The sequence below is a fragment of the Streptomyces sp. A012304 genome, assembly GCF_026008495.1.
In the GTDB taxonomy this organism is placed as follows: domain Bacteria; phylum Actinomycetota; class Actinomycetes; order Streptomycetales; family Streptomycetaceae; genus Streptomyces.
The window spans coordinates 288,588-309,293 of record NZ_BQUN01000057.1; the positions used below are offsets into that span (position 1 = coordinate 288,588).

Consider the following 20,706-nt stretch of genomic DNA (forward strand, 5'->3'; position numbering starts at 1 on the left):
CCGGCGCGTCCGGCTTCCCCCGCTCCCGGAGAGCGACCACTGAACGAGGGGCCGTCCGTTCGTCGGGCGGCCCCTCGGCCGTGTCCCCGTTCACGGGGGCGCCGGGCCCTGCCAGGGGGCGCTGTGCCGGTGGCGCCAGATGCCGGTCAGATGGTGCCAGGTCGCGGCGGGCGGGATGAGCACGCTGGTGGCGAGGAGAGTGGTGACCTCGTCACGGGTGCGCGGGCCGGGGGCGATGCGCGTCCACGCGTACTCGCCGGTGCCCACGGCCCAGCCGAGCGCGGCGGCGGTGGCCGCCCGGCGGCGGCCGGTCGCGGCGAGGGTGCCCGCGGCGAGCCCCGCCGCGGTGGTCGCCACGTGGGAACGGATCCGCTCGCGCGGTGTGAGCGCCCGGTGCCGCCAGCCGGGCCCGTGCAGCCGGCGCATCAGGGCGTCGTCGGCGTGGCCGCACTGGGCGCGCAGCGACACCCAGCGGTCGGCCGGACGCACCGGGAGGCGGCTGGTGCGCCGCCCCTGCCGGATGCGCCACCCGGCGTCCAGCAGCCGCAGGGCGAGGTCGGTGTCCTCCCGGAAGGTGTGCCGGAAGCGTTCGTCGAAGCCGCCGACCCGGCGCAGCACCTCGGTGCGGTAGGCCATGTCGGCGGTGATCCAGCGGGCCCGGGCGAGGCCCGCGGTGGTGCGTTCCCAGTCGGTGGGGCGGCGCCGGTCCGACAGGGGGACGGCCAGCACGCCCTGGACGCCGGCCGTGTCGGGGGTGGCGTCCGCGAGGTCCTCGGTGAGCTGCTCGCCCCAGTGGGGTCCCACCTGGACGCCGTCGTCGAGGAGGACGGTCCAGGGCGAACCGACCGCGCGTACACCGGTGTTGCGGGCGGCGGCGGGACCGCGGCCGCCGCCGTGCCGGACGACCGTGCGGGCCCGCAGGTCGCCGAGGACGCTCAACGGGTGCTCCAGCGCGCCGGGTTCGGGTTCGGGCCGGTCGTCGACCAGGACGATCCCGGCCGGCTTCGGGCCCTTCGCGGCGGCGAGCGCGCCGAGACAGTCGGCGAGGGTGTCCCGCACGAGGGTGGGGATCACGACGGTGTACGCGGTCGGGGCGGTCATCCGCGGGCCTTCCTCCGCCCGGGGCGGCGGCCGGGCGGCTCCTGACCTCTCGGGTGCCAGCTGACGGCCGCCCCAAACACGCGGTGCGTCGGTGCAGGTCACAGGCTCGGCGGTCGCCGCCGACCAGCGGGGCGGGCGGACGGGCGACGCCAGCCGTGCCGCCCTCGGCGGCGCCGCGCCACTGCGCCGAGCGTGTGAGCCGTCGGCGAAGGCGCCGCCGGACCCCGCGGACTCCCTACGATCACTACGTGGTCACCTTCCAGTTCGAACGCACGGCACCGCTCCCCCTCGACGAAGCCTGGCGCCGGCTCACCGAGTGGCCCCGGCACGGCGACGTCGTCCCGCTGACCCGGATCACCGTGGTCACGCCCGGGCCGACGCGCGAGGGCACGGTGTTCGTGGCCCGCTCCGGCATCGGGCCGCTCTCCGTCGACGACCGGATGGAGGTCACCGTCTGGTGCCCGCCGGGCGAGGACGAACCGGGGCTGTGCCGCTTGGAGAAACGCGGCCGTACGGTCCTGGGCTGGGCCGAGATCGAGGTGCGGCCGGGGCCGGGCGGGCGGACCCGCGTCGTGTGGCGCGAGGAGCTGCGCCTGCGTCCGCTGCCGTCCGGCGCCGACCCGCTGCTGCGCGCCGTCGCCCGCCGGATGTTCGGCCGCGCCGCCAACCGCCTGCTGCGCCGCCCCTGACTCCGGCCGCCCCTGGGCAGACCCTCCGCCGCATGCCAGGGTGGACGCATGACGGGTGTGGGCGTGGTGGTGGACGAGGTCGAGGCGGTGGCCGTGGACGGGCTGCGGTGGCTGCTGGGGGCGGCCCGGGACACCGGGGGCGGGGGGCTCGGCTGGCCCTCCCGGCCCTCGGACACGGCGGTCCGGCCGATGCTCTACGACGGGACCGCCGGGATCGTGCCGGTGCTGCTGGAGGCGCGGCGGCACTTCGGGGACGACACCTACGGCGACACCGCGCTGCGGGCGGCGCGCAGCCTCGTCACCGCCGTCGAGGAGTGCCGGGACGACTCGCTGTACTTCGGCCGCACGGGCGTGGCGCTCGCGCTGCGGGCCGTCCACCGGGAGCTGGGCGACGGGGCGGCCGGTGCCGCGGCCGGCCGGGCCCTCGAGCGGGTGCGGGCGGATTTCGACGGAACCCGCTGGGGTGAGCTGTTCGAGCTGATGGGCGGCAACGCGGGCATCGGGCTGGGGGCGCTGGCGGCCGGTGACGCCGAGCTCGCCGTGCTCGCGCTGGAGCCGTACGCGCGGACGGCCGAGGAGACGCCGGCGGGTGTGCGGTGGGCGCACCGGTTGGGCATCGAGTCGCGGCTGCACCACCTCTCGCACGGCACGCTCGGCATCGTGTACGCGCTGGCCGCCGTCGGCACGGCCACCGGCCGGTCGGATCTGGTTGAGCTGGCGCGGGCCGGCGCCGCGGACGTCGTGTCGCTCGACGAGGCGGGTCCGGACGGTTTCCTGGTGCCGCACTCCGACCCGCAGTACCTGCCCGACCGGATCGAGCGTCACAGCTACGGCTGGTGCCACGGGCCGGCCGGCGACGCCCAGGTCTTCCGGCTGCTGCGGGACGTGCTGGCCGAGCCCGGGTGGGCGGACCTCGCCGACCGCTGCTGGCACACGGTCACCAGGTCGGGGCTGCCGGCCCGGCTGCGGCCCGGCTTCTGGGACAACAACGGCCGCTGCTGCGGCACGGCGGGTGTGCTGGCACTGGCCTGCGACCGGATCGCCGAGCGGGGCGACGCCCCGCACTTCGCCCAGGTGCTGGTCGCGGACCTGCTCGCCCGGGCGACCCGGGACGCCGCCGGCGCGCGCTGGTCCAACGTCGAGCACCGGGCCACCCCGAGCACGCTGGAGCCGCGCCCCGGCTGGGCGATGGGCAACGCGGGCATCGTGCGCGAGCTGCTGCGGTTCGTCCGGCTGAGCGAGGCGGACGATCCGCACTACGCGTTCGTCTGGCCGGACCAGCCGCCGGTGCGCCGGCTCATGGCCGGGCTTCAGGCGACGGAGCCGACCCGGACCGCCGGCACCGATGTGATGTCGTGATGGATCGGTGTGTGCGCGCCGGTCAGCGACACGCCGCTGCCGCCGCGCCGGGCGGCGACGATCTCCGCGGCGATCGACAGCGCCGTCTCCTCGGGGGTACGGGCGCCCAGGTCGAGGCCGATGGGTGAGCGCAGCCGCGCCAGTTCCAGCTCGGTGACGCCCACCGCGCGCAGCCGCTCGTTACGGTCGAGGTGGGTGCGGCGGGAGCCCATGGCGCCGACGTAGGCGACCGGCAGGCGCAGCGCGAGCCGCAGCAGGGGCACGTCGAACTTGGCGTCGTGGGTGAGCACGCACAGCACGGTCCGCGCGTCCACCCGGGTGCGCTCCAGGTACCGGTGCGGCCACTCGACGACGACCTCGTCGGCCTCGGGGAAGCGGGCCCGCGTGGCGAACACCGGGCGCGCGTCGCACACGGTGACGTGGTGGCCGAGGAACTTGCCGACGCGTACCAGGGCCGCCGCGAAGTCGACGGCGCCGAAGACGATCATGCGGGGCGGGGGCACGGAGGACTCGACGAGGACGGTGAGCGGGGCGCCGCAGCGCGACCCCTGTTCGCCGATCTCCAGGGTGCCGGTGCGGCCGGCGTCGAGGAGGGCGCCGGCCTCGGCGACGACCGTGCGGTCCAGTTCGGGGTGGGCGCCGAAGCCGCCGTCGTGGGAGCCGTCGGGGCGGACGAGGAGCGCGCGGCCGACGAGGTCGGCGGGGCCCCGGACGATCCGGGCGAGGGCCGCTGCCCCGCCGCCCGCGGCGGCGGCGAGCGCGGCCGTGACGACCGGGCGGGCGGGGTCGTCCGCCCGTACCGGCACCACGAGGATGTCGATGACGCCGCCGCAGGTCAGGCCGACGGCGAAGGCGTCGTCGTCGCTGTAGCCGAAGCGCTCGAAGACCGGCTCGCCGTCCGTCAGCGCCTGCCGGCACAGCTCGTACACCGCGCCCTCCACACAGCCGCCGGAGACCGAGCCGACCGCCGTGCCGTCGGCGTCCACCGCGAGGGCGGCGCCGGGCTGACGGGGCGCGCTGCCGCCGACGGCCACCACGGTGGCCACGGCGAAGTCACGGCCCTGCTCGACCCACCGGTTCAGCTCCTCGGCGATGTCCAGCATGTCTCGGTCTCCTTGTCTGCGGTCGTGCGGAGGGTCGGGGAGAGGGGCTGGGAGAGGTCTAGTGGACGCCGAGCCAGCTCTCGATGGGGTCGAGGGCGAAGTAGACCAGGAAGATCACGGTCAGCCCCCACATGAAGGCGCCGATCTCCCGTGCCCTGCCCTGTGCGGCCTTGACGGCGGCGTACGAGATGACGCCGCCGGCGACACCCGCGGTGATCGAGTACGTGAACGGCATGATGACGACGGTCAGGAAGACGGGGATCGCGGTGGCCCGGTCGGCCCAGTCGACGTGCCGGGCGTTCATCATCATCATGGCGCCGATGACCACCAGCGCCGCGGCGGCGACCTCGCCCGGGACGATCGCGGTCAGCGGGGTGAAGAAGAGACAGGCCGCGAAGAGCAGGCCGGTGACCACCGAGGAGAGGCCGGTGCGGGCGCCCTCGCCCACGCCCGTCGCGGACTCGACGAACACCGTCTGGCCGGACGCGCCCGACACACCGCCGATCGCCCCGCCGGCGCCGTCGATGAACAGCGCCTTGGACAGGCCCGGCATACGGCCCTTGTCGTCGGCGAGCCGCGCCTCGGTGCCGACGCCGATGATGGTGGCCATCGCGTCGAAGAACCCGGCGAGCACCAGTGTGAACACGATCATGCCGACGGTCATCGCGCCGACCTCGCCCCAGCCGCCGAACTCGACGTGCCCGAAGAGCGAGAAGTCCGGCATCGAGACGGCGCCGCCGTGCAGTTCGGGGGCGCCGCTCGCCCACTGCTTCGGGTCGATGACCCCGAGTGCGTTGAGGACGACGGCGAGCACGGTCCCGCCGACGACGCCGATCAGGATCGCGCCGGGGACGCCGCGCGCCTGGAGCATGAAGATCGCGAGGAGGGTGACGGCGAAGAGCAGCACCGGCCAGCCGGCCAGCTCGCCCGTGGGGCCGAGCGACACGGGCGTCGCCTCGCCCCGGTGCACGAAGCCGGCCTTGTAGAAGCCGATCAGGGCGATGAACAGGCCGATGCCCATGGTGATCGCGTGCTTGAGCGCGAGCGGGATCGCGTTCATGATCATCTCGCGGAGGCCGGTGACGACGAGCAGCATGATGACGACGCCGTACATCACGCACATGCCCATCGCCTGCGGCCAGGTCATCCGCGGGGCGACCTGGGAGGCGAGGACGCCGGAGACGGACAGGCCGGCGGCGAGCGCGAGCGGCACCTTGCCGACGAAGCCCATCAGCAGGGTGGTGAGCGCCGCGGCGAACGCGGTCGCGGTGATCAGCGCCTGCTGGCCGAGGGTGTTCCCGGCGGCGTCCTCGCCGGACAGGATCAGGGGGTTGAGCAGCAGGATGTACGCCATCGCCATGAAGGTGGTGACGCCGCCGCGCACCTCACGCGCGATCGAGCTGCCCCGCGGGGATATGTGGAAGTACCGGTCGAGCCAGGATCTGCCGGCCGGGACGCGGGTGCCGTCGCCCGCGTCCTCGGCGGTGTTCCTGGGCTCCAGTGACTGCTGGGTCATGGTGCCGTCTCCCAAGTTTCAACGGGGGTTGGGATGTGCACGACCCGGGGGACGGCCCGAGACGAACGGTGGGTGCTCCGGGCGGCGCGGAGTGTGTGACGTTCCGTGCGCCGCCCGGCGATCTGTCAGGCGGTACCGGTCAGATGCTCCGGCCGTACCGGTGTCCTGTTCAGCTCCAGGCCCGTCGCGTTCCGGATGGCGGCCAGGACCGCCGGGGTCGACGACAGGGTGGGGGCCTCGCCGACGCCGCGCAGCCCGTACGGGGCGTGGTCGTCGGCGAGTTCGAGGACGTCGACGGGGATGGTCGGCGTGTCGAGGATGGTGGGGATGAGGTAGTCCGTGAAGGAGGGGTTCTTCACCTTCGCCGTCTTCGGGTCGACGATGATCTCCTCCATGACGGCCACGCCCAGCCCCTGGGTCGTGCCGCCCTGGATCTGGCCGAGGACGGACAGCGGGTTGAGCGCCTTGCCGACGTCCTGGGCGCAGGCCAGCTCGACGACCTTCACCAGGCCCAGCTCGGTGTCGACCTCGACGACCGCGCGGTGGGCGGCGAAGGAGTACTGCACGTGCCCGTTGCCCTGGCCGGTGCGCAGGTCGAAGGGCTCGGTCGGCCGGTGCCGCCACTCCTCCTCGACCTCCACGGCCTCGTCGCCGAGGACGTCCGCCAGGTCGGCGAGCACCTCGCCGCCGTCGGTGACGACCTTGCCGCCCTCCAGCAGCAGCTCGGCGGTGGCCCAGGCCGGGTGGTGGGAGCCGAACTTGCGGCGCCCGGTCTCCAGCACCTTCTCCCGCACCAGCTCGCAGGCGTTCTTCACGGCGCCACCGGTGACGTACGTCTGCCGTGAGGCCGACGTCGAGCCGGCGCTGCCGACCCGGGTGTCCGCCGGGTGGATGGTCACCTGGGTGACGCCCAGCTCGGTGCGGGCGATCTGCGCGTGGACGGTGACGCCGCCCTGGCCGACCTCCGCCATCGCGGTGTGCACGGTCGCCACGGGCTCGCCGCCGACGACCTCCACGCGCACCCGCGCCGTCGAGTAGTCGTCGAAGCCCTCGGAGAAGCCGACGTTCTTGATGCCGACCGCGTAGCCGACACCCCGTACGACGCCTTCGCCGTGCGTGGTGTTGGACAGGCCGCCGGGCAGCTGCCGTACGTCGGCGCCCTCGCTGCTCTCCCACTGGCGCTCCGGCGGCATCGGCATCGCCTTGACCCGGCGCAGGAGCTCGGCGACGGGTGCCGGCGAGTCCACCGGCTGGCCCGTCGGCATGAGCGTGCCCTGTTCCATGGCGTTGAGCTGCCGGAACTCCACCGGGTCCAGGCCGAGTTCCTTCGCCACCTTGTCCATCTGCGCCTCGTAGGCGAAGCACGCCTGGACCGCGCCGAAGCCGCGCATCGCGCCGCAGGGCGGGTTGTTGGTGTAGAGGGCGATGGCCTCGATGTCGACGTCGTCGACCTTGTACGGGCCGATGCCGAGCGAGGAGGCGTTGCCGACCACGGCCGGGGAGGCGGAGGCGTACGCGCCGCCGTCCAGGACGATCCGGCACTTGACGTGCGTCAGCTTGCCGTCCCTGGTCGCCCCGTGCTCGTAGTACAGGCGGGCCGGGTGGCGGTGGACGTGCCCGAAGAAGGACTCGAAGCGGTTGTAGACGATCTTGACGGGCTTGCCGGTGCGCAGCGCCAGCAGGCAGGCGTGGATCTGCATCGACAGGTCCTCGCGGCCGCCGAACGCGCCGCCGACACCGGCCAGCGTCATCCGCACCTTCTCCGGCGGCAGCCCGAGGACGGGCGCGATCTGCCGCAGGTCGGAGTGGAGCCACTGGGTGGCGATGTAGAGGTGGACGCCGCCGTCCTCCTCCGGCACGGCGAGGCCGGACTCGGGGCCGAGGAAGGCCTGGTCCTGCATGCCGAAGCGGTACTCGCCCCTGACGATGACGTCGGCCCGCCCGGCGGCCGCGGCCGCGTCGCCGCGGACGATCGGCTGGCGGTGGACGATGTTGGGGTGCGGGACGTGGCCGCTGTGGTGGTCGGTGCGGTTCTCGTGGACGAGGATCGCGTCCGGGGCGGTCGCGGAGGCCTCGTCGGTGACGACCGGCAGTTCGCGGTACTCCACCTTGATCCTGGCGGCGGCCCGGCGGGCGGTCTCCGGGTGGTCGGCGGCGACGATCGCGACCGGCTCGCCGTGGTGGCGGACCTTGCCGTGCGCGAGGACCGGGGTGTCCTGGATCTCCAGGCCGTAGTGCTTCACGTCGGTCGGCAGGTCGTCGTAGGTCAGGACGGCGTACACGCCGGGGAGAGCCAGGGCCTCGGAGGTGTCGATCGAGACGATCTCGGCGTGGGCGACGGTGGAGCGCAGGATCTGCCCCCACAGCATGTCCTCGTGCCACATGTCGGACGAGTAGGCGAACTCGCCGGTGACCTTCAGGGTGCCGTCCGGGCGGAGCGTGGACTCTCCGATGCCGCCCTTGGTCTGCGAGCCCTGGGTGATTTTCGTGGGAGCGCCGTTGGCCGGCATGGTCAGACCCCCTCGGACTGCCGGGCGGCCGCGAGGCGGACCGCGTCCATGATCTTCTCGTAGCCGGTGCAGCGGCACAGGTTGCCCGAGAGCGCCTCGCGGATGTCCGCGTCCGACGGGTCGGGGTTGCGCTCCAGCATCTCGTCGGCGGCGACCAGCAGACCGGGCGTGCAGAAGCCGCACTGGACGGCGCCGGCGTCGATGAACGCCTGCTGGATCGGGGACAGCTCGGTGCCCTCGCCGGTCCGGGAGTCGGTGCCCCCGGCCGGTGACGCACCGCAGGCGCGCCGCCGGGCGTGGTCGGCCAGGCCCTCGACCGTGACGACGTCCCGGCCCTCGACCTGACCGGCCGCCACCAGGCAGGAGCACACGGGCACACCGTCGAGGCGGACCGTGCAGGAGCCGCATTCGCCCTGTTCGCAGGCGTTCTTCGAACCCGGCAGCCCGAGCCGCTCGCGCAGCACGTACAGCAGGGACTCGCCCTCCCACACGTCGTCGGCCTCCTGCGGACGTCCGTTGACCGTGAAGTTGACGCGCATCACGCAGCTCCCTCTGAGGCGCGGCGGGTGCCGCGGTAGGACTCCCAGGTCCAGGTCAGCGTGCGACGGGCCATGACGCCGACCGCGTGACGGCGGTAGCTCGCGGTGCCCCGGACGTCGTCGATCGGGTTGCAGGCGGCGGCGCACAGGTCCGCGAACTGCTTGGCGACCGACGGGGTGACGATCTTTCCGTTGTCCCAGAAGCCGCCCTCGTCGAGCGCCGCGTTCAGGAACTCCTCCGCCGTCTTCGCCCGCACGGGGGTCGGGGCGGCGGAGCCGATGCCCGTGCGGACCGTGCGCGACGAGGGGTGCAGGGCGAGGCCGAACGCGCACACCGCGATGACCATGGCGTTGCGGGTGCCGACCTTGGAGAACTGCTGCGGACCGTCGGCCTTCTTGATGTGCACCGCGCGGATCAGCTCGTCCGGCGCGAGCGCGTTGCGCTTGACGCCCTGGTAGAACGCGTCGATCGGGATGCGGCGGGAGCCGCGCACCGACTCGGCCTCGACCTCGGCGCCGGCCGCGAGCAGCGCGGGGTGGGCGTCACCGGCCGGGGAGGCGGTGCCGAGGTTGCCGCCGACGCCGCCGCGGTTGCGGATCTGCGGGGAGGCGACGGTGTGCGCGGCCAGGGCCAGGCCCGGCAGCTCGGTCCGCAGGTTCTCCATGATCTTCGTATAGGGCACGGAGGCACCGAGCCGCACGCTGTCCTCGCCGACCTCCCACTCGTAGAGGTCACCGATGCGGTTGAGGTCGAGGAGGTACTCGGGCCTGCGGTGGTCGAAGTTGATCTCGACCATCACGTCGGTGCCGCCCGCGATCGGCACAGCGGTGGGGTGCTCGGCCTTCGCGGCGAGCGCCTCCTCCCAGCTGGCGGGGCGAAGGAAGTCCATGACCGGCTCTCTTCTTCGTCTCGTGAGTCGTTCGGATCGAGCCAGAATCGGGTGCGGCGGGCCCGGCTCGTTCATGTGCTTTTCACGTGGAGTGACGTCAGTACACAGCGCCTTGCTCCATGCGGGTCAGTCACCGAAACCATGAAGGAGTTGGCTGGTCGGCGCGGGCATCTTGTAGATTCGTATGAATGGAGGGTCTCGGTAACCTCCTGGTTTTCCTGTGGAAACGTGGGAAACGACCCGGCAATCGAAGAATGCGGCTCATGGGGGGCCTGCGCCCGTCGGCGCAGCCCCTGGAGCCCTAGGGGCCTCACGCCTCATCGTAGATTTCGAGACAAGGAACGGCGGCGACGAGAATGCGGCTGCGCGCACTGCTGGACACCGATGCGCTGGGCCTCAGGCTGCTCGGCGGCGAGGACGAGCTGGACCGCACGGTGCGCGGGGTGATGACGACCGATCTGCGCGACCCCAGCCGCTATCTCTCCGGCGGTGAGCTGGTGCTGACGGGCCTGGCCTGGCGCCGGGACGCCGCGGACTCCGAGCCGTTCGTACGGATCCTGGTGCAGGCGGGAGTGGCCGCGCTCGCCGCGGGCGAGGCCGAGTTGGGCGATGTGCCGGACGACCTGGTGGTGGCCTGTGCCCGGCACCGGCTGCCGCTGTTCGCGGTGCACGAGTCGGTGGCGTTCGCGACGATCACCGAGCACGTCGTGCGGCAGGTGTCCGGGGAGCGGGCCGGGGACCTGGCGGCCGTCGTGGAGCGGCACCGCCGGATGATGACCTCGGGGCCGGCGGGCGGCGGCCCGGACGTCGTCCTGGACCTGCTCGGCTCCGACCTGGACCTGCGGGCCTGGGTGCTCTCCCCCACCGGGCGGCTCATCGCGGGGCCGAAGGTGGCGGGGCCGCCGCTCGCGGCCGAGATGTGCGGGCGGCTCGCGGCGGAGCACCTGGCGGCCGTGCGCACCGGCCGCCGCGGCCCCCATCGCGTCACCCTCGGGCCGACGACGTACTCGCTGTTCCCGATCCGCAGCACCGGCCGCTCCCCGCAGGCCGGGCCGGATCCGCGCGGCACGGTGCTGGCGGACTGGCTGCTGGCCGTCGAGGCGGACGCCGGTGACTGGGCGGAGGAGCGTCTGGACCTGCTCCAGGGCGTCACCCAGCTCATCGCGGTCGAGCGGGACCGCCGGGACGCGGCGCGCACGGTGCGCAGGCGGCTCGCGCAGGAGGTGCTGGAACTGGTGCAGACGGGGGCGGCGCCCGCCGAGATCGCGGCCCGTCTGCGGGTCGCCGCGCCGGTGCTGCTGCCCGGTCTCGGGGCCGCCCCGCACTGGCAGGTGGTGGTGGCGCGCGTCGAGTGGGACGGGGAGGGGGCCGCCGCCGAGGGCGGCGTCGAGCCCGGTCCGGTCGCCCAGTCGCTGCTGGAGGAGATCCTGGTCGACCCGCACGCCACCGGTCCCGAGCCCTCCGACCGCATCGCCGTCGCCCACACCGGTGACGAGGCCGTCGCCCTGGTGCCGCTGCCGGCGGTCTCCACCGAGCACGACGGCTCCGAGTCCGGCATCCTCGCCGACGCCCTCCTCGCCGCCGTGCGCGAACCGCTGTCGGCGGGGCTCGACGGCGACGGCCGGGTCACGCTGGGCGTGAGCGCGGCGGTGCACTCGGCGGAGGGGCTGCGCGGCGCGCTGGAGGAGGCCCGGCACGCGCGGCGGGTGGCCGCCGCCCGCCCCGGCCGGGTGTGCGCGGCCGGCCACCAGGAGCTGGCCTCGCACGTGCTGCTGCTGCCGTTCGTCCCCGACGACGTCCGCCGGGCCTTCACCGCGCGGCTGCTGGACCCGCTGCGCGACTACGACCGCCGCCACCGCGCCGAGCTGATCCCGACCCTGGAGGCGTTCCTCGACTGCGACGGCTCATGGACGCGCTGTGCGTCCCGGCTGCACCTGCACGTCAACACGTTGCGCTACCGGGTGGGCCGCATCGAGCAGTTGACGGGCCGTGACCTGTCGCGGCTGGAGGACAAGCTGGACTTCTTCCTGGCGCTGCGCATGAGCTGAAACCCCTGGGGCCCCGGAGTCCCACGACTTTGTGAAATCCTTCACCCGCCCCCTTGGCCCGGCCCCTGACTTCGTGCTGAGATGCCGCCACCAACCAAAGCTCGATGGCGTGCTCGGGGAGGGCAAGTGGCGCATCCCGCCATGTCTGGTAACGGAACGACCGCCGGTGACGATCCCCTCCAGACCGCGGTGTGGCGGCTGCGCTCGCGTGCCTGCTGGGCGGACGCCGCGGCGCTGCTCCCGCCCGACACCGCGGCGGGCTCCATCCAGCGGGCCGGACTCCTGGTCGAGCGGTGTCTGTACACCGAGCAGGGCTGGCAGGACGCGGAGGACGCGCTGCGCACGGCGGAGGCGCTGGCCCACAGCGACGAGGAGCGGGGCGCGGCCGCTTGTGAACGCGGGCACCTGGCGTACGCGGCGACCCTGCACGGGGTGCGCGACCGGGTCGACGAGGCGCGGGCCGCGCTCGGCCGGGCCGCCGCGCTGATCCCTCCGGACGCGGCGGGGCGGGCGCTGCTGGACTTCCGCCGCGGGCTGCTCGCGGAGAACATCGCCCGTTCCCCGCAGGCCGCGCGCGCCGCCTACCGGCGTGCCCACGCGGCCGCCGCGGCCCACTCCGACGCGCTGCTGCTGTCCTTCACCTGGCGTCATCTCGCGGGGCTCGCGCTGCGGGACGGCGACATCGCCGAGGCCCGGCACGGCTTCGCCGAGTCCCTGCGCATCCGGGAGGAATTGGGCTACCTGGTGGGTACGGCCCCGGCGCTCGCGTCCCTCGCGGACGCGGAGGTCGAGCCGGAGGCCTCCCGGCTGCGTGAGGAGGCCAGGCGGCTGTTCCGCCTGCTCGGGGGCGTACCGACGTGGCTGGCCCGGCAGTTGGCGCCGCCGGCGGCCACGGCGTGAGCGGACGGCGTCCCGGTCACGGCCTGCGGACGTCGGCGTACTTCGGGTCGGGCCCGACCTCCACCGCCTTGGCGACCGCGGGCCCGCTGATCTCCCCCGGGGCAGCCCTCAGGGGGGCGGCCCGGCTGGTCGCGCACCTTTTAGAAGCAGCACCCCAGCCGGTACTCGCCCGGGCACCGGACCCGGGGGCGGACCAGCACCCCCCGGGGCTCGGTGAAGGCGTGCGGCAGGCGCCGGCCGAGGACGGTCTCGCGGGGCAGGCTCACCCCGTAGTGGTCGCCGACGATCCGGTACACGTCGTTCACCGTGACCCGGCCGGCCGGAGTCGTCCCGGTGCGCGCCGTGCGGGGCGGTCAGCTTTTGCCTGTGACGTGGTCGCGTACCAGTGTCCGCACCGTGTCCAGGTCGCCCACCGTCAGCGCCTCCAGCAGCGCCATGTGCTCCGACGCGTCGGCGACGAGTTCCGCGCACCCCCGGGTGACCGGCCCGCCGACGAGCGGCCACTGGGCACGCCGGTGCAGGTCCTCCGCGATGCCCACCAGCTGCTCGTTGCCGGACAGCGCCAGCATCGCCCGGTGGAAGGTCCGGTCGGCCTCCGCGTACGTCGCCAGGCAGCCGGACGTCGCGGCGCGCACGGTCGCCTCGGCGAGGGGACGCAGCTGCGCCCACCGCTCGGCGGGCACCGTCCGGGCCAGCCGCAGCATCACCGGAACCTCGATCAGCGCCCGCACCTCGGCCAGCTCCGCCAGCTCCCGCGCGCCCCGCACGATCACCCGGAACCCCCGGTTGGGCACGACCTCGACGGCCCCCTCCAGGGCGAGCTGCTGCATCGCCTCGCGCACCGGCGTCGCGGACACCCCGAAGCGCTCGCCGAGGGCCGGCGCCGAGTACACCTCGCCGGGCTTCAGCTCCCCGCCGACGAGCGCGGTGCGCAGCGCGTCGAGGATCTGCCCGCGCACGGAGGCCCGTTGGACGACGGGCCGCGCCCGCGGCAGCGGCGCCTCACAGTGGGTGTGCTCACCCCGCGCCGTCGTGCCGTTCGTGCCGCACGCGCGGTCCAGGTCCGCCGCCCGGGACTGCGTCGGCACCCGCGGCGCGGCACCGTGCCCCTGCGGGATTCCCGTACCGGCAAAGCCCTGCGCGCTCTGCTCCACGGGATCCTCCTGGGGACGTGTCGGTACTTGGGGTCATTACGGCGGGTTGTTACTCGTCCGTCAAGCACCTTAGGCGCACTGGCCGCCAGTTCAAATCCCGACCACATCAGGTAAGGTAAGCCTTACTTCAATCGTGCGTGGATCGGGGGTCCCGGCATGCCCACAGCCCCGTCGGTCACAGCGGAGGCGTTCACCCGGCTCGCCGAGGTCCTCCCGGGCCTCACGGTCACCGAGCTGGCGGCCGGGGAGCCGGCGCCGAGCGGCGGCGGCTGGGTCGCGGCGGCCGAGCTCGCCGCGGGCGGCGCCGCCCTGGAGGCGTTCCTGGCCTGGGACGACGCACAGGTGCTGCGCGACCACGCCGTGCGGGCGCGCCCGGACGTCGTCGCCAGCTTCGGACTGCACCGGTACGCCTGGCCGGCCTGCCTGCTGATCACCGCGCCCTGGTTCCTGAGCCGCCGGGTGCCCCGCTTCCCCGTGACACATGTCTCGTACGACCGCACCGGCGACACCATGCGCATGGCCGTGCGGGCACCCGCCTCCTTCGCCTGCCTGCCCGGCGATCCGGCGGCGGCGCTGCCCGGCGCCCGGGTGGTCCCGGACGAGGAGGCGCTGCGGGCGGAGGTGCGGGCGGCCGTCGCCGAGCACCACGAACCCGTCCTGGCCGGCTTCGGACCGCGTACCCGGCGCCGCGCACGCGCCCTGTGGGGCATGGTGACGGACGAGACAGTCGAGGGCCTGTGGTACGTCGCCCAGCTGATGGGCGAGGAGGAGCAGCGGCGGGCCCGGCGCGAGCTGGAGCTGCTGCTGCCGGGCGCCACCCGGCCGTACGTCGGGTCGGCCGCCTTCCGTGAACTGACCGGTCCGGACGGCGAGTCGCTGCCCACCCGGGACCGGGCGAGCTGCTGCATGTTCTACACGGTGCGCCCCGAGGACACCTGCGTCACCTGCCCGCGCACCCGCGACACGGACCGCGTCACCAAGCTTCTGGCCGCCGCGACCGGTTGAGGCACCCTCAGGCGAGGGCGTCCGACCGCGTCCCGTAAGATCACCCGGACGAGACTCCCGCGCGGTCAAGGTCTTCACATCTTCCTCACCCGACGCAGGAACTTTCCGTGGAACCACCCGTACGGGTAGTCTTGTTCGAACTCAACTCCCGCCCCTCAAGCGGCAGTTCGAGCAGAACGTCGCCCTGGGCATTCCCTTGCACTTCCTTGGCGGCCTCTTGCCCCGAAACCCCATGAGGGCCGGAGGGATTGGGCCACTATGGCGGGCGTTACGCCCTATCCCAATGCAAGGGACCCCAGATGAGACTGACCGACATATCGCTGAACTGGCTGCTTCCGGGCGCCGTACTGCTCCTGGGCATGCTGGCGGCGGTGGCGGTGCTCGCGCGCGGAAAGCGCTCCTCCGGGGAGAACGCGAGCGCGGACGACTCGTGGGAGCGCAGCGAGGAGCGCCGCCGGCGCAAGGAAGCCCTGTACGGCACCGCCTCCTATGTGCTGTTGTTCTGCTGCGCGGCCGTCGCCGCCGCGCTCTCCTTCCACGGCCTGGTCGGCTTCGGCCGGCAGAACCTGAACCTGTCCGGCGGCTGGGAGTACCTGGTGCCGTTCGGCCTGGACGGGGCCGCGATGTTCTGCTCGGTCCTCGCGGTGCGCGAGGCGAGCCACGGTGACGCGGCGCTCGGCTCCCGGATACTCGTGTGGACGTTCGCGGGCGCCGCGGCCTGGTTCAACTGGGTCCACGCCCCCCGGGGCATCGGTCACGACGGCGCCCCCCACTTCTTCGCCGGCATGTCGCTGTCGGCGGCCGTCCTCTTCGACCGCGCGCTGAAGCAGACCCGCCGCGCCGCGCTGCGCGAGCAGGGCCTCGTGCCGCGCCCGCTGCCGCAGATCCGCGTCGTGCGCTGGCTGCGTGCCCCCCGCGAGACCTACAAGGCGTGGTCGCTCATGCTCCTGGAGGGCGTGCGCAGCCTGGACGAGGCCGTCGAGGAGGTCCGCGAGGACAAGCGGCAGAAGGAGCAGGCCCGACTGCGCCGCCGGGAGCAGCAGCGCGTGGAGCGCGCCCAGCTCAAGGCGATCAGCCGGGGCCACCGGAGCTTCCCGGGCCGCGGTGGTCGTCAGCTGGAGCCGCAGGCCGCGCTGGAGCGGGCCGGCGAACGGGTCTCCGCGGAGCCTGCCATAGCGAACGCGCCGGAGCAGTTGCCCGTCCGTACGCGGCCCTCCCTACAGCCCGTACGCCAGAGTTCTGACCCGATCACCGTCGACCTCACGGCGGAGGACGACACCATGGCGCTGCCGCGCCTGGACTCCCTGGAGCGCAAGCTCAAGGACCTGGAGCAGCAGTTCGGCTGACGGGTCCGCACAGAGCACCACGGGAAGGGGCCGCGACCGGCGAGGTCGCGGCCCCTTCCCGTGCTCATGGCCCGGTCACGCCGCTTCGGCGTCCAGCTCGAACCACACGACCTTGCCGACGCCATGCGCCCGCACGCCCCACGCGTCGGCGAGGGACTCCACCAGGACCAGGCCCCGGCCGTGCGTGCCGTCGTCGGTGGTCTGCGCGCGTGGTCGCGGATGGCGGGCCACGAAGTCCCGCACCTCCACCCGCAGACCCTCCGGTGACACGGTCGCCGTCAGGACCGCGTCGTGGTCGGTGTGGACGAGCGCGTTGGTGACGAGCTCGCTGGTGAGCAGTTCCGCCGTGTCCGACTGTCCCGGCTCCCCCCAGTGCCGCAGCAGCTCGCGCAGCGCCCGCCTGGTCTCGGGGACGGCTCTCAGGTCCGCCCGGCCGAGTCTGCGCCGCAGCTGGGCCGCCTGGGCCCGCTCGTCGGCGCTGTCGGTCTTGTCCTCCACTGTCCGCGTCTGCTTCGAGGTGGCCGCGATCACCGTGGAACCGCTGCCTCGTGCCTGCCTCTTCATGACCCCCGCCCGCGTGCCGATGTGGGTTCCCCTCCTGCTCGAACACGTTCACGGGGATGCTTGCCCCGTCGGCACCGGGCCAGTCATGTCGAATCATCAACGACCGGGTGTTCGGCCATGTCCGGGCCCACGTCGGCGGGGCCCGACCGGCGCGGAGGCGGCGCGCGGCGGAGCGCGGCACGGACGGCGGGGCGGGCGGCGCGGATCGCCCCCGGCCGGGCCGTCCCCCGCCCGTGACCGGCTCCGGAGGGTGAAAGCGCTGGTCGGCGCCGGTTCCGATGGGTGGGGCGGGTACCGGCCGTACGACGGCGCGGACGGGTCGCCGACGGGCGTGCGCCCGCGCGACCGGCACCGCACGGTCGCCGCCCCCACCAAGGGTCGTGAGCCGGTGCGTCCACCCGAAGCGGGTGCGCCACTTCGCCGACGCCCGCCTGCCGATCCCTCCGTACACGAGGAAGAGCTGGGACGGGTGGTACGGCACGCCGGGCCGCGCGGAGAAGTTGGCCGAAACCCGCACCGGCCGGTCGTGGTGGTGCGGGGCCGCCGACCCTCCCGACCCCCGTGGCGGGAGGGCCGGCGGCCCCGTCTCCTCTTCGGGTGGTCCCGCGGTCAGTAGAGCTTCTGGACGGCCGTGACGGTCGTCTTCTTGAAGGCCTTCACCGGGGCGTCGGAGAAGTCGCCCATCTGACCCCACCGCACGAGGGTCACGGTCCGGCCGTCCCGGCCGACCGAGACGAGGTGGATGTCGGTCGCGCCCCAGGACGTCTCGATGTGCAGACCGTGGACGCGGGCGCCCTCCTCGACCGCGAGCGCGCCGTAGTCCCGGCCCACGGCCCGCAGCTCGGGGTCGGACTGCTCGATCTCGGCGGCGCAGGTACGCATGTCCTTGTTCAGGCGGTCGGCGAGGGCCTTGGCCTTGGCGGTGCTGCCGACGACGATCGTGACCTGCTCGGCGCCGGTGTCGAGGTCGGTGCGGAACTCGCGGTAGCGGGAGTCGTAGCCCGGCATCGTGTCCCGCACACAGCTGATCAGCGCCTCGGGGACGCCGTCCTTGACCGGGTCGGCCGTCCACGACGACGACGGGTGCGGCGGCAGGTCCTTCGCCGCGAGGAAGCCAGGCGCCTTGGGGGCGGCCGACGTGGGTGCGGCGCCCGCCGGTGCGGTGAGCACGGTACCGAGGGCGAGGCCCGCGGAGGCGAGTGCGGTGAGCGTGGTGAGCATCCCGGCTCGGGTGCGCTTGAACATGGGTGTCCCCCGTGAGTGAGTGCGTGAGTACATGGGTGGTGCGGCGTCACCGGGTGGCGGATGGTCGGCCCGGCTCTGCCCGGCGGCGACACCAAGAGCATCGGCGCCCGCCCCGTCCGACGGCAAGCCACCGCGCCCGATCGACCGGCATGGAACCATCCCACCCCTTCTGACGTGCAGGTATTAGAGTGCCTGGGATACGGCCGCGACGGACGGGGGAACGGTGTCGGCAGCACGGGACGAGGTCGCGGAGTTCGCGGCACTGCTGGCGGAGCTGAAGGAGCGCACCGGGCGGAGCTACGGCTCGCTGGCGCGCCGGCTCGGCATGAACACCTCGACGCTGCACCGCTACTGCGCCGGGGAGGCCGTGCCGCAGGACTTCGCCCCGGTGGAGCGGCTGGCGGAGTTCTGCGGCGCCTTACCGGAGGAACGGCTCGAGCTGCACCGGCGGTGGCTCCTGGCGTCGGCGGCCCGGCAGCGGCCCCGTGCCGAGGAAGCGCCGGACGGGGCGGCGGCCGTGTCGGAGGCCGCGGAGGCGCTCGGCGCGCAGGAGGGAGCTGCCGGGGAGGCGGCCGAAGGAGCAGCCGAAAAGACGGCCGAGGAAGCGGCCGAGGCAGCGGCCGAGGAACCGCGCGTGGTGGAACTGCCCGCGGAGGACGGTCCGGAGGGTGCTCCCGCCGGCTCTCTCCGCCCCGCGCGCCGGCGCCGCCGCACCGCCGTTCTCGCGGCGCTCGCCGTCGTGCTGCTCGCCACCCTCGGCACGCTGTCCGCGCTGCCCGCCGACGACCCGTCGTCCCCCGGGGCGGCCGGTTCGCCGGCTCCGCCCCGTACGACGGCACCGGCGGCAGCGCACCCGTCGTCCACACCGACGCCCTCCGGGTCCGGGTCCGCCTCGCCGTCCGCCTCCCCCTCCCGTGCGCCCGGCACCGGCTCGCCCTCGCCCGGCCCCGGGAAGCCGTCGCCGCCCGCCACGGGCACGGCCCCGTCCGGCGGCGCGGGAGCGGCCGTCCCCCTCACCTGGACGGCCGACGCACAGACGTGGGCGCTCGGCTGCGGTCACGACTACGTCGTCGCCAAGCCGCCGGCGCAGGTCCCGCCGCCCCCTGCCCCGCAGGACGCCGGGCCCTGGGCGGCGACGCAGGGCGCGGTGCACGGGCGGGAGACCAACGTGGAGATCTCCGTACAGGGCCGCAGCTCCACGGCCGTCGTCCTCACGGCGCTGCGCGTGCGGGTCGTCGGCCGGACCGCCCCCGTCGCGGGCAACGTCTACGCGATGGACCAGGGCTGCGGCGGCGCGATCACCCCCCGGCACTTCGCCGTCGACCTGGACAAGGACCGGCCCATCGCCCGCTCGGTGGCCGGCAACGACGCGGGCGCGCCGATCCCGGCCGTCCGCATGCCCTACCGCGTGTCGGCCACCGACCCGGAGGTGCTGCTGGTCACCGCGCGGACGGAGGGCTGCGCCTGCTCCTGGTACCTCGAACTCGACTGGTCCTCCCAGGGCCGCACGGGCACGGTCCGTATCGACGACCACGGCCGCCCGTTCCGCACGAGCGGCATCGTGGGCCTGCCCCGCTACGCGTACGACACGGACGGCGCGCAGCGCGGATGGGTCCCCGTGACGGACTGACGGGCGTGCCGGAGCCGCCCGGGCCGCTCAGGCCTCCCAGACGGCGGCGGCCGTGCGGTCGTCGGCGTAGCCCTTGACCCGGATCAGGGTGTCGGCGAGGAACGCGGCCAGTCCGGGCGGGGTGGGGCCGGACCACCGCTGGGCGAGGTGGGCGGGGAGTTCGGGTTCGCCGCGCAGCGGTTCCGCGAGGCCTTCGGTGCACATCAGGAGCGTGTCGCCCGGGCGGGCCACGGAGGCCCGGAAGCGGAACGGCTCACGGGGCGGCCCGGGGTCCGGGTCGTACGGGTTCGGCGGGGTCGGGATGGCCAGGTCCATGGTGAGTCGGTCGCCCTCGGGTGTCTCGGCCGGCGGGGAGCCGAACCCGACGACCGGCTCGCCGGCGACCTCGCCGGCCCCCGGTTCGACGTCCTGCCACTCGCCGCCCCTGAGGCGGAACAGTCCGCCGGGGCCGACGCCGAAGAAGATCCGGATCCGGCAGGCGGGGTCGGCGGGCAGCAGGAGACAGCGCAGGGTGGCCGAGTACTCCTCGGGCTCCAGGCCCTGTTCGGCGGCGCCGGCCCGGAGCCGGCCGAGGCTGCGGTCGGTGAGACGGTGCAGGCCGGACTTCAGGTCGCCGCGCCGGGCGGCTCGCATGTCCTCGCTGAGGCGGACGTGGCTGCGGCCGACGGCCCGGGCGATCCACTGGCACGCCTCGGCGGCCGCCCGGTGGGCCCCGGCGGTGGCGCGGGCGCCGGTCGCCATCGCGACCAGGACCAGTGCCTGCTCGCCGGCGCCGAAGCGGGCGGTGAGCAGGCAGTCCCGGCGCGGCTCGCCCCGGTACCGGGCGGAGTCCCCGCGCACCGACGCGGCCCGCAGGGTGCAGGCCCCGTACCGGGCGCCGTCCAGGACGGTGTCGGGAACCAGGTCGTCGAGGGCGTCGGGGTCGGCGGCCGGGAGCGCGGTGGGCTCGGCGTCGTAGGTGGGCGGGCCGGAGCCGATGTAGGGCTGGGCGGCGGGGGGACGGTCGGGAGCGGGCGGAACGCGCTCCGCGTCCGGTGGGGAGGCGCTCGCGCCGAACGGGGTCGCGGTGCCGAGGGCGGAGGCGGTGGGGGCGGGCGGGGGCGGCGC

Annotated in this window: 18 protein-coding genes; 7 read left to right on the plus strand and 11 right to left on the minus strand. The window is 74.4% G+C overall.

Annotated features, from left to right (window positions below):
* Positions 1-90: 90 nt before the first annotated feature.
* The gene (locus tag ALMP_RS13645; RefSeq protein ID WP_264927429.1) at positions 91-1,101 is read right to left on the minus strand and encodes a glycosyltransferase family 2 protein; all 1,011 of its coding nucleotides are present in this window, start codon (positions 1,099-1,101) and stop codon (positions 91-93) included.
* Between the two features lie 248 nt (positions 1,102-1,349).
* Here ALMP_RS13645 and ALMP_RS13650 point away from each other — a divergent pair, with 248 nt between their 5' ends.
* Positions 1,350-1,790: an SRPBCC family protein gene (locus ALMP_RS13650; protein ID WP_264927431.1), complete on the plus strand. Its 441-nt coding sequence runs from the start codon at positions 1,350-1,352 to the stop codon at positions 1,788-1,790.
* A gap of 48 nt (positions 1,791-1,838) precedes the next feature.
* Positions 1,839-3,149: a lanthionine synthetase LanC family protein gene (locus ALMP_RS13655; RefSeq protein ID WP_264927432.1), complete on the plus strand. Its 1,311-nt coding sequence runs from the start codon at positions 1,839-1,841 to the stop codon at positions 3,147-3,149.
* Here ALMP_RS13655 and ALMP_RS13660 read toward each other — a convergent pair.
* The 5 genes from ALMP_RS13660 to ALMP_RS13680 all read right to left on the minus strand — a co-directional run bounded on the left by ALMP_RS13660 (position 3,101) and on the right by ALMP_RS13680 (position 9,707).
* Positions 3,101-4,252 (minus strand): XdhC/CoxI family protein, encoded by a 1,152-nt coding sequence (locus ALMP_RS13660; protein ID WP_264927433.1) that lies wholly within the window; start codon positions 4,250-4,252, stop codon positions 3,101-3,103. The two genes, ALMP_RS13655 and ALMP_RS13660, sit on opposite strands and share 49 nt — an antisense overlap.
* A gap of 58 nt (positions 4,253-4,310) precedes the next feature.
* Positions 4,311-5,768: an NCS2 family permease gene (locus tag ALMP_RS13665; protein WP_264927434.1), complete on the minus strand. Its 1,458-nt coding sequence runs from the start codon at positions 5,766-5,768 to the stop codon at positions 4,311-4,313.
* A gap of 125 nt (positions 5,769-5,893) precedes the next feature.
* The gene (locus ALMP_RS13670; RefSeq protein WP_264927435.1) at positions 5,894-8,278 is read right to left on the minus strand and encodes a xanthine dehydrogenase family protein molybdopterin-binding subunit; all 2,385 of its coding nucleotides are present in this window, start codon (positions 8,276-8,278) and stop codon (positions 5,894-5,896) included.
* 2 nt (positions 8,279-8,280) lie between these two features.
* Entirely contained in the window at positions 8,281-8,817 is a 537-nt protein-coding gene (locus ALMP_RS13675) for a (2Fe-2S)-binding protein (RefSeq protein ID WP_264927437.1), read from the minus strand.
* Positions 8,817-9,707, minus strand: coding sequence for a xanthine dehydrogenase family protein subunit M (locus ALMP_RS13680; protein WP_264927439.1), 891 nt, complete (start codon positions 9,705-9,707; stop codon positions 8,817-8,819). Before ALMP_RS13680 ends, ALMP_RS13675 begins: the two co-directional genes overlap by 1 nt.
* Before the next feature lie 356 nt (positions 9,708-10,063).
* On the opposite strand from ALMP_RS13680, the gene ALMP_RS13685 reads away from it, so the two are divergent.
* Both ALMP_RS13685 and ALMP_RS13690 read left to right on the plus strand, forming a co-directional pair.
* Positions 10,064-11,755, plus strand: a complete 1,692-nt coding sequence (locus ALMP_RS13685) for a PucR family transcriptional regulator (RefSeq protein ID WP_264927441.1) — start codon at positions 10,064-10,066, stop codon at positions 11,753-11,755.
* A 126-nt stretch (positions 11,756-11,881) separates the two neighbouring features.
* Complete coding sequence (locus ALMP_RS13690; RefSeq protein ID WP_264927442.1) at positions 11,882-12,655, plus strand: hypothetical protein; 774 nt, start codon at positions 11,882-11,884, stop codon at positions 12,653-12,655.
* A 140-nt stretch (positions 12,656-12,795) separates the two neighbouring features.
* Here ALMP_RS13690 and ALMP_RS13695 read toward each other — a convergent pair whose 3' ends face one another.
* Complete coding sequence (locus ALMP_RS13695; RefSeq protein ID WP_264927443.1) at positions 12,796-12,951, minus strand: hypothetical protein; 156 nt, start codon at positions 12,949-12,951, stop codon at positions 12,796-12,798.
* 57 nt (positions 12,952-13,008) lie between these two features.
* Positions 13,009-13,809: a GntR family transcriptional regulator gene (locus ALMP_RS13700; protein ID WP_264927444.1), complete on the minus strand. Its 801-nt coding sequence runs from the start codon at positions 13,807-13,809 to the stop codon at positions 13,009-13,011.
* A gap of 156 nt (positions 13,810-13,965) precedes the next feature.
* Here ALMP_RS13700 and ALMP_RS13705 point away from each other — a divergent pair, with 156 nt between their 5' ends.
* A complete protein-coding gene (locus ALMP_RS13705; protein ID WP_264927445.1) occupies positions 13,966-14,814 on the plus strand; it encodes a (2Fe-2S)-binding protein in 849 nt (282 codons plus the stop codon).
* 299 nt (positions 14,815-15,113) lie between these two features.
* Positions 15,114-16,160 carry a DUF2637 domain-containing protein gene (locus ALMP_RS13710; protein ID WP_264927446.1) on the plus strand — a complete coding sequence of 349 codons (1,047 nt, stop codon included), beginning with the start codon at positions 15,114-15,116 and terminating at the stop codon, positions 16,158-16,160.
* A 75-nt stretch (positions 16,161-16,235) separates the two neighbouring features.
* On the opposite strand, the gene ALMP_RS13715 is transcribed toward ALMP_RS13710, so the two are convergent.
* Both ALMP_RS13715 and ALMP_RS13720 read right to left on the minus strand, forming a co-directional pair.
* The gene (locus ALMP_RS13715) at positions 16,236-16,658 is read right to left on the minus strand and encodes an ATP-binding protein (protein WP_264927479.1); all 423 of its coding nucleotides are present in this window, start codon (positions 16,656-16,658) and stop codon (positions 16,236-16,238) included.
* Positions 16,659-17,333: 675 nt separating this feature from the next.
* Entirely contained in the window at positions 17,334-17,969 is a 636-nt protein-coding gene (locus tag ALMP_RS13720) for a hypothetical protein (protein WP_264927447.1), read from the minus strand.
* A gap of 223 nt (positions 17,970-18,192) precedes the next feature.
* Between ALMP_RS13720 and ALMP_RS13725 the strand changes: the two genes are divergently transcribed.
* Positions 18,193-19,599 (plus strand): helix-turn-helix transcriptional regulator, encoded by a 1,407-nt coding sequence (locus ALMP_RS13725; RefSeq protein WP_264927448.1) that lies wholly within the window; start codon positions 18,193-18,195, stop codon positions 19,597-19,599.
* A gap of 27 nt (positions 19,600-19,626) precedes the next feature.
* On the opposite strand, the gene ALMP_RS13730 is transcribed toward ALMP_RS13725, so the two are convergent.
* The gene (locus ALMP_RS13730) at positions 19,627-20,577 is read right to left on the minus strand and encodes a protein phosphatase 2C domain-containing protein (RefSeq protein WP_264927480.1); all 951 of its coding nucleotides are present in this window, start codon (positions 20,575-20,577) and stop codon (positions 19,627-19,629) included.
* Between the last annotated feature and the right edge of the window lie 129 nt (positions 20,578-20,706).

Coding starts and splice junctions, on each gene's coding strand:
- ALMP_RS13645 (WP_264927429.1), bottom strand. CDS start 1,101: ATGACCGCCCCGACCGCGTACACCGTCGTGATCCCCACCCTCGTGCGG.
- ALMP_RS13655 (WP_264927432.1), top strand. CDS start 1,839: ATGACGGGTGTGGGCGTGGTGGTGGACGAGGTCGAGGCGGTGGCCGTG.
- ALMP_RS13660 (WP_264927433.1), bottom strand. CDS start 4,252: ATGCTGGACATCGCCGAGGAGCTGAACCGGTGGGTCGAGCAGGGCCGT.
- ALMP_RS13665 (WP_264927434.1), bottom strand. CDS start 5,768: ATGACCCAGCAGTCACTGGAGCCCAGGAACACCGCCGAGGACGCGGGC.
- ALMP_RS13670 (WP_264927435.1), bottom strand. CDS start 8,278: ATGCCGGCCAACGGCGCTCCCACGAAAATCACCCAGGGCTCGCAGACC.
- ALMP_RS13675 (WP_264927437.1), bottom strand. CDS start 8,817: ATGCGCGTCAACTTCACGGTCAACGGACGTCCGCAGGAGGCCGACGAC.
- ALMP_RS13680 (WP_264927439.1), bottom strand. CDS start 9,707: ATGGACTTCCTTCGCCCCGCCAGCTGGGAGGAGGCGCTCGCCGCGAAG.
- ALMP_RS13685 (WP_264927441.1), top strand. CDS start 10,064: ATGCGGCTGCGCGCACTGCTGGACACCGATGCGCTGGGCCTCAGGCTG.
- ALMP_RS13705 (WP_264927445.1), top strand. CDS start 13,966: ATGCCCACAGCCCCGTCGGTCACAGCGGAGGCGTTCACCCGGCTCGCC.
- ALMP_RS13710 (WP_264927446.1), top strand. CDS start 15,114: ATGAGACTGACCGACATATCGCTGAACTGGCTGCTTCCGGGCGCCGTA.
- ALMP_RS13720 (WP_264927447.1), bottom strand. CDS start 17,969: ATGTTCAAGCGCACCCGAGCCGGGATGCTCACCACGCTCACCGCACTC.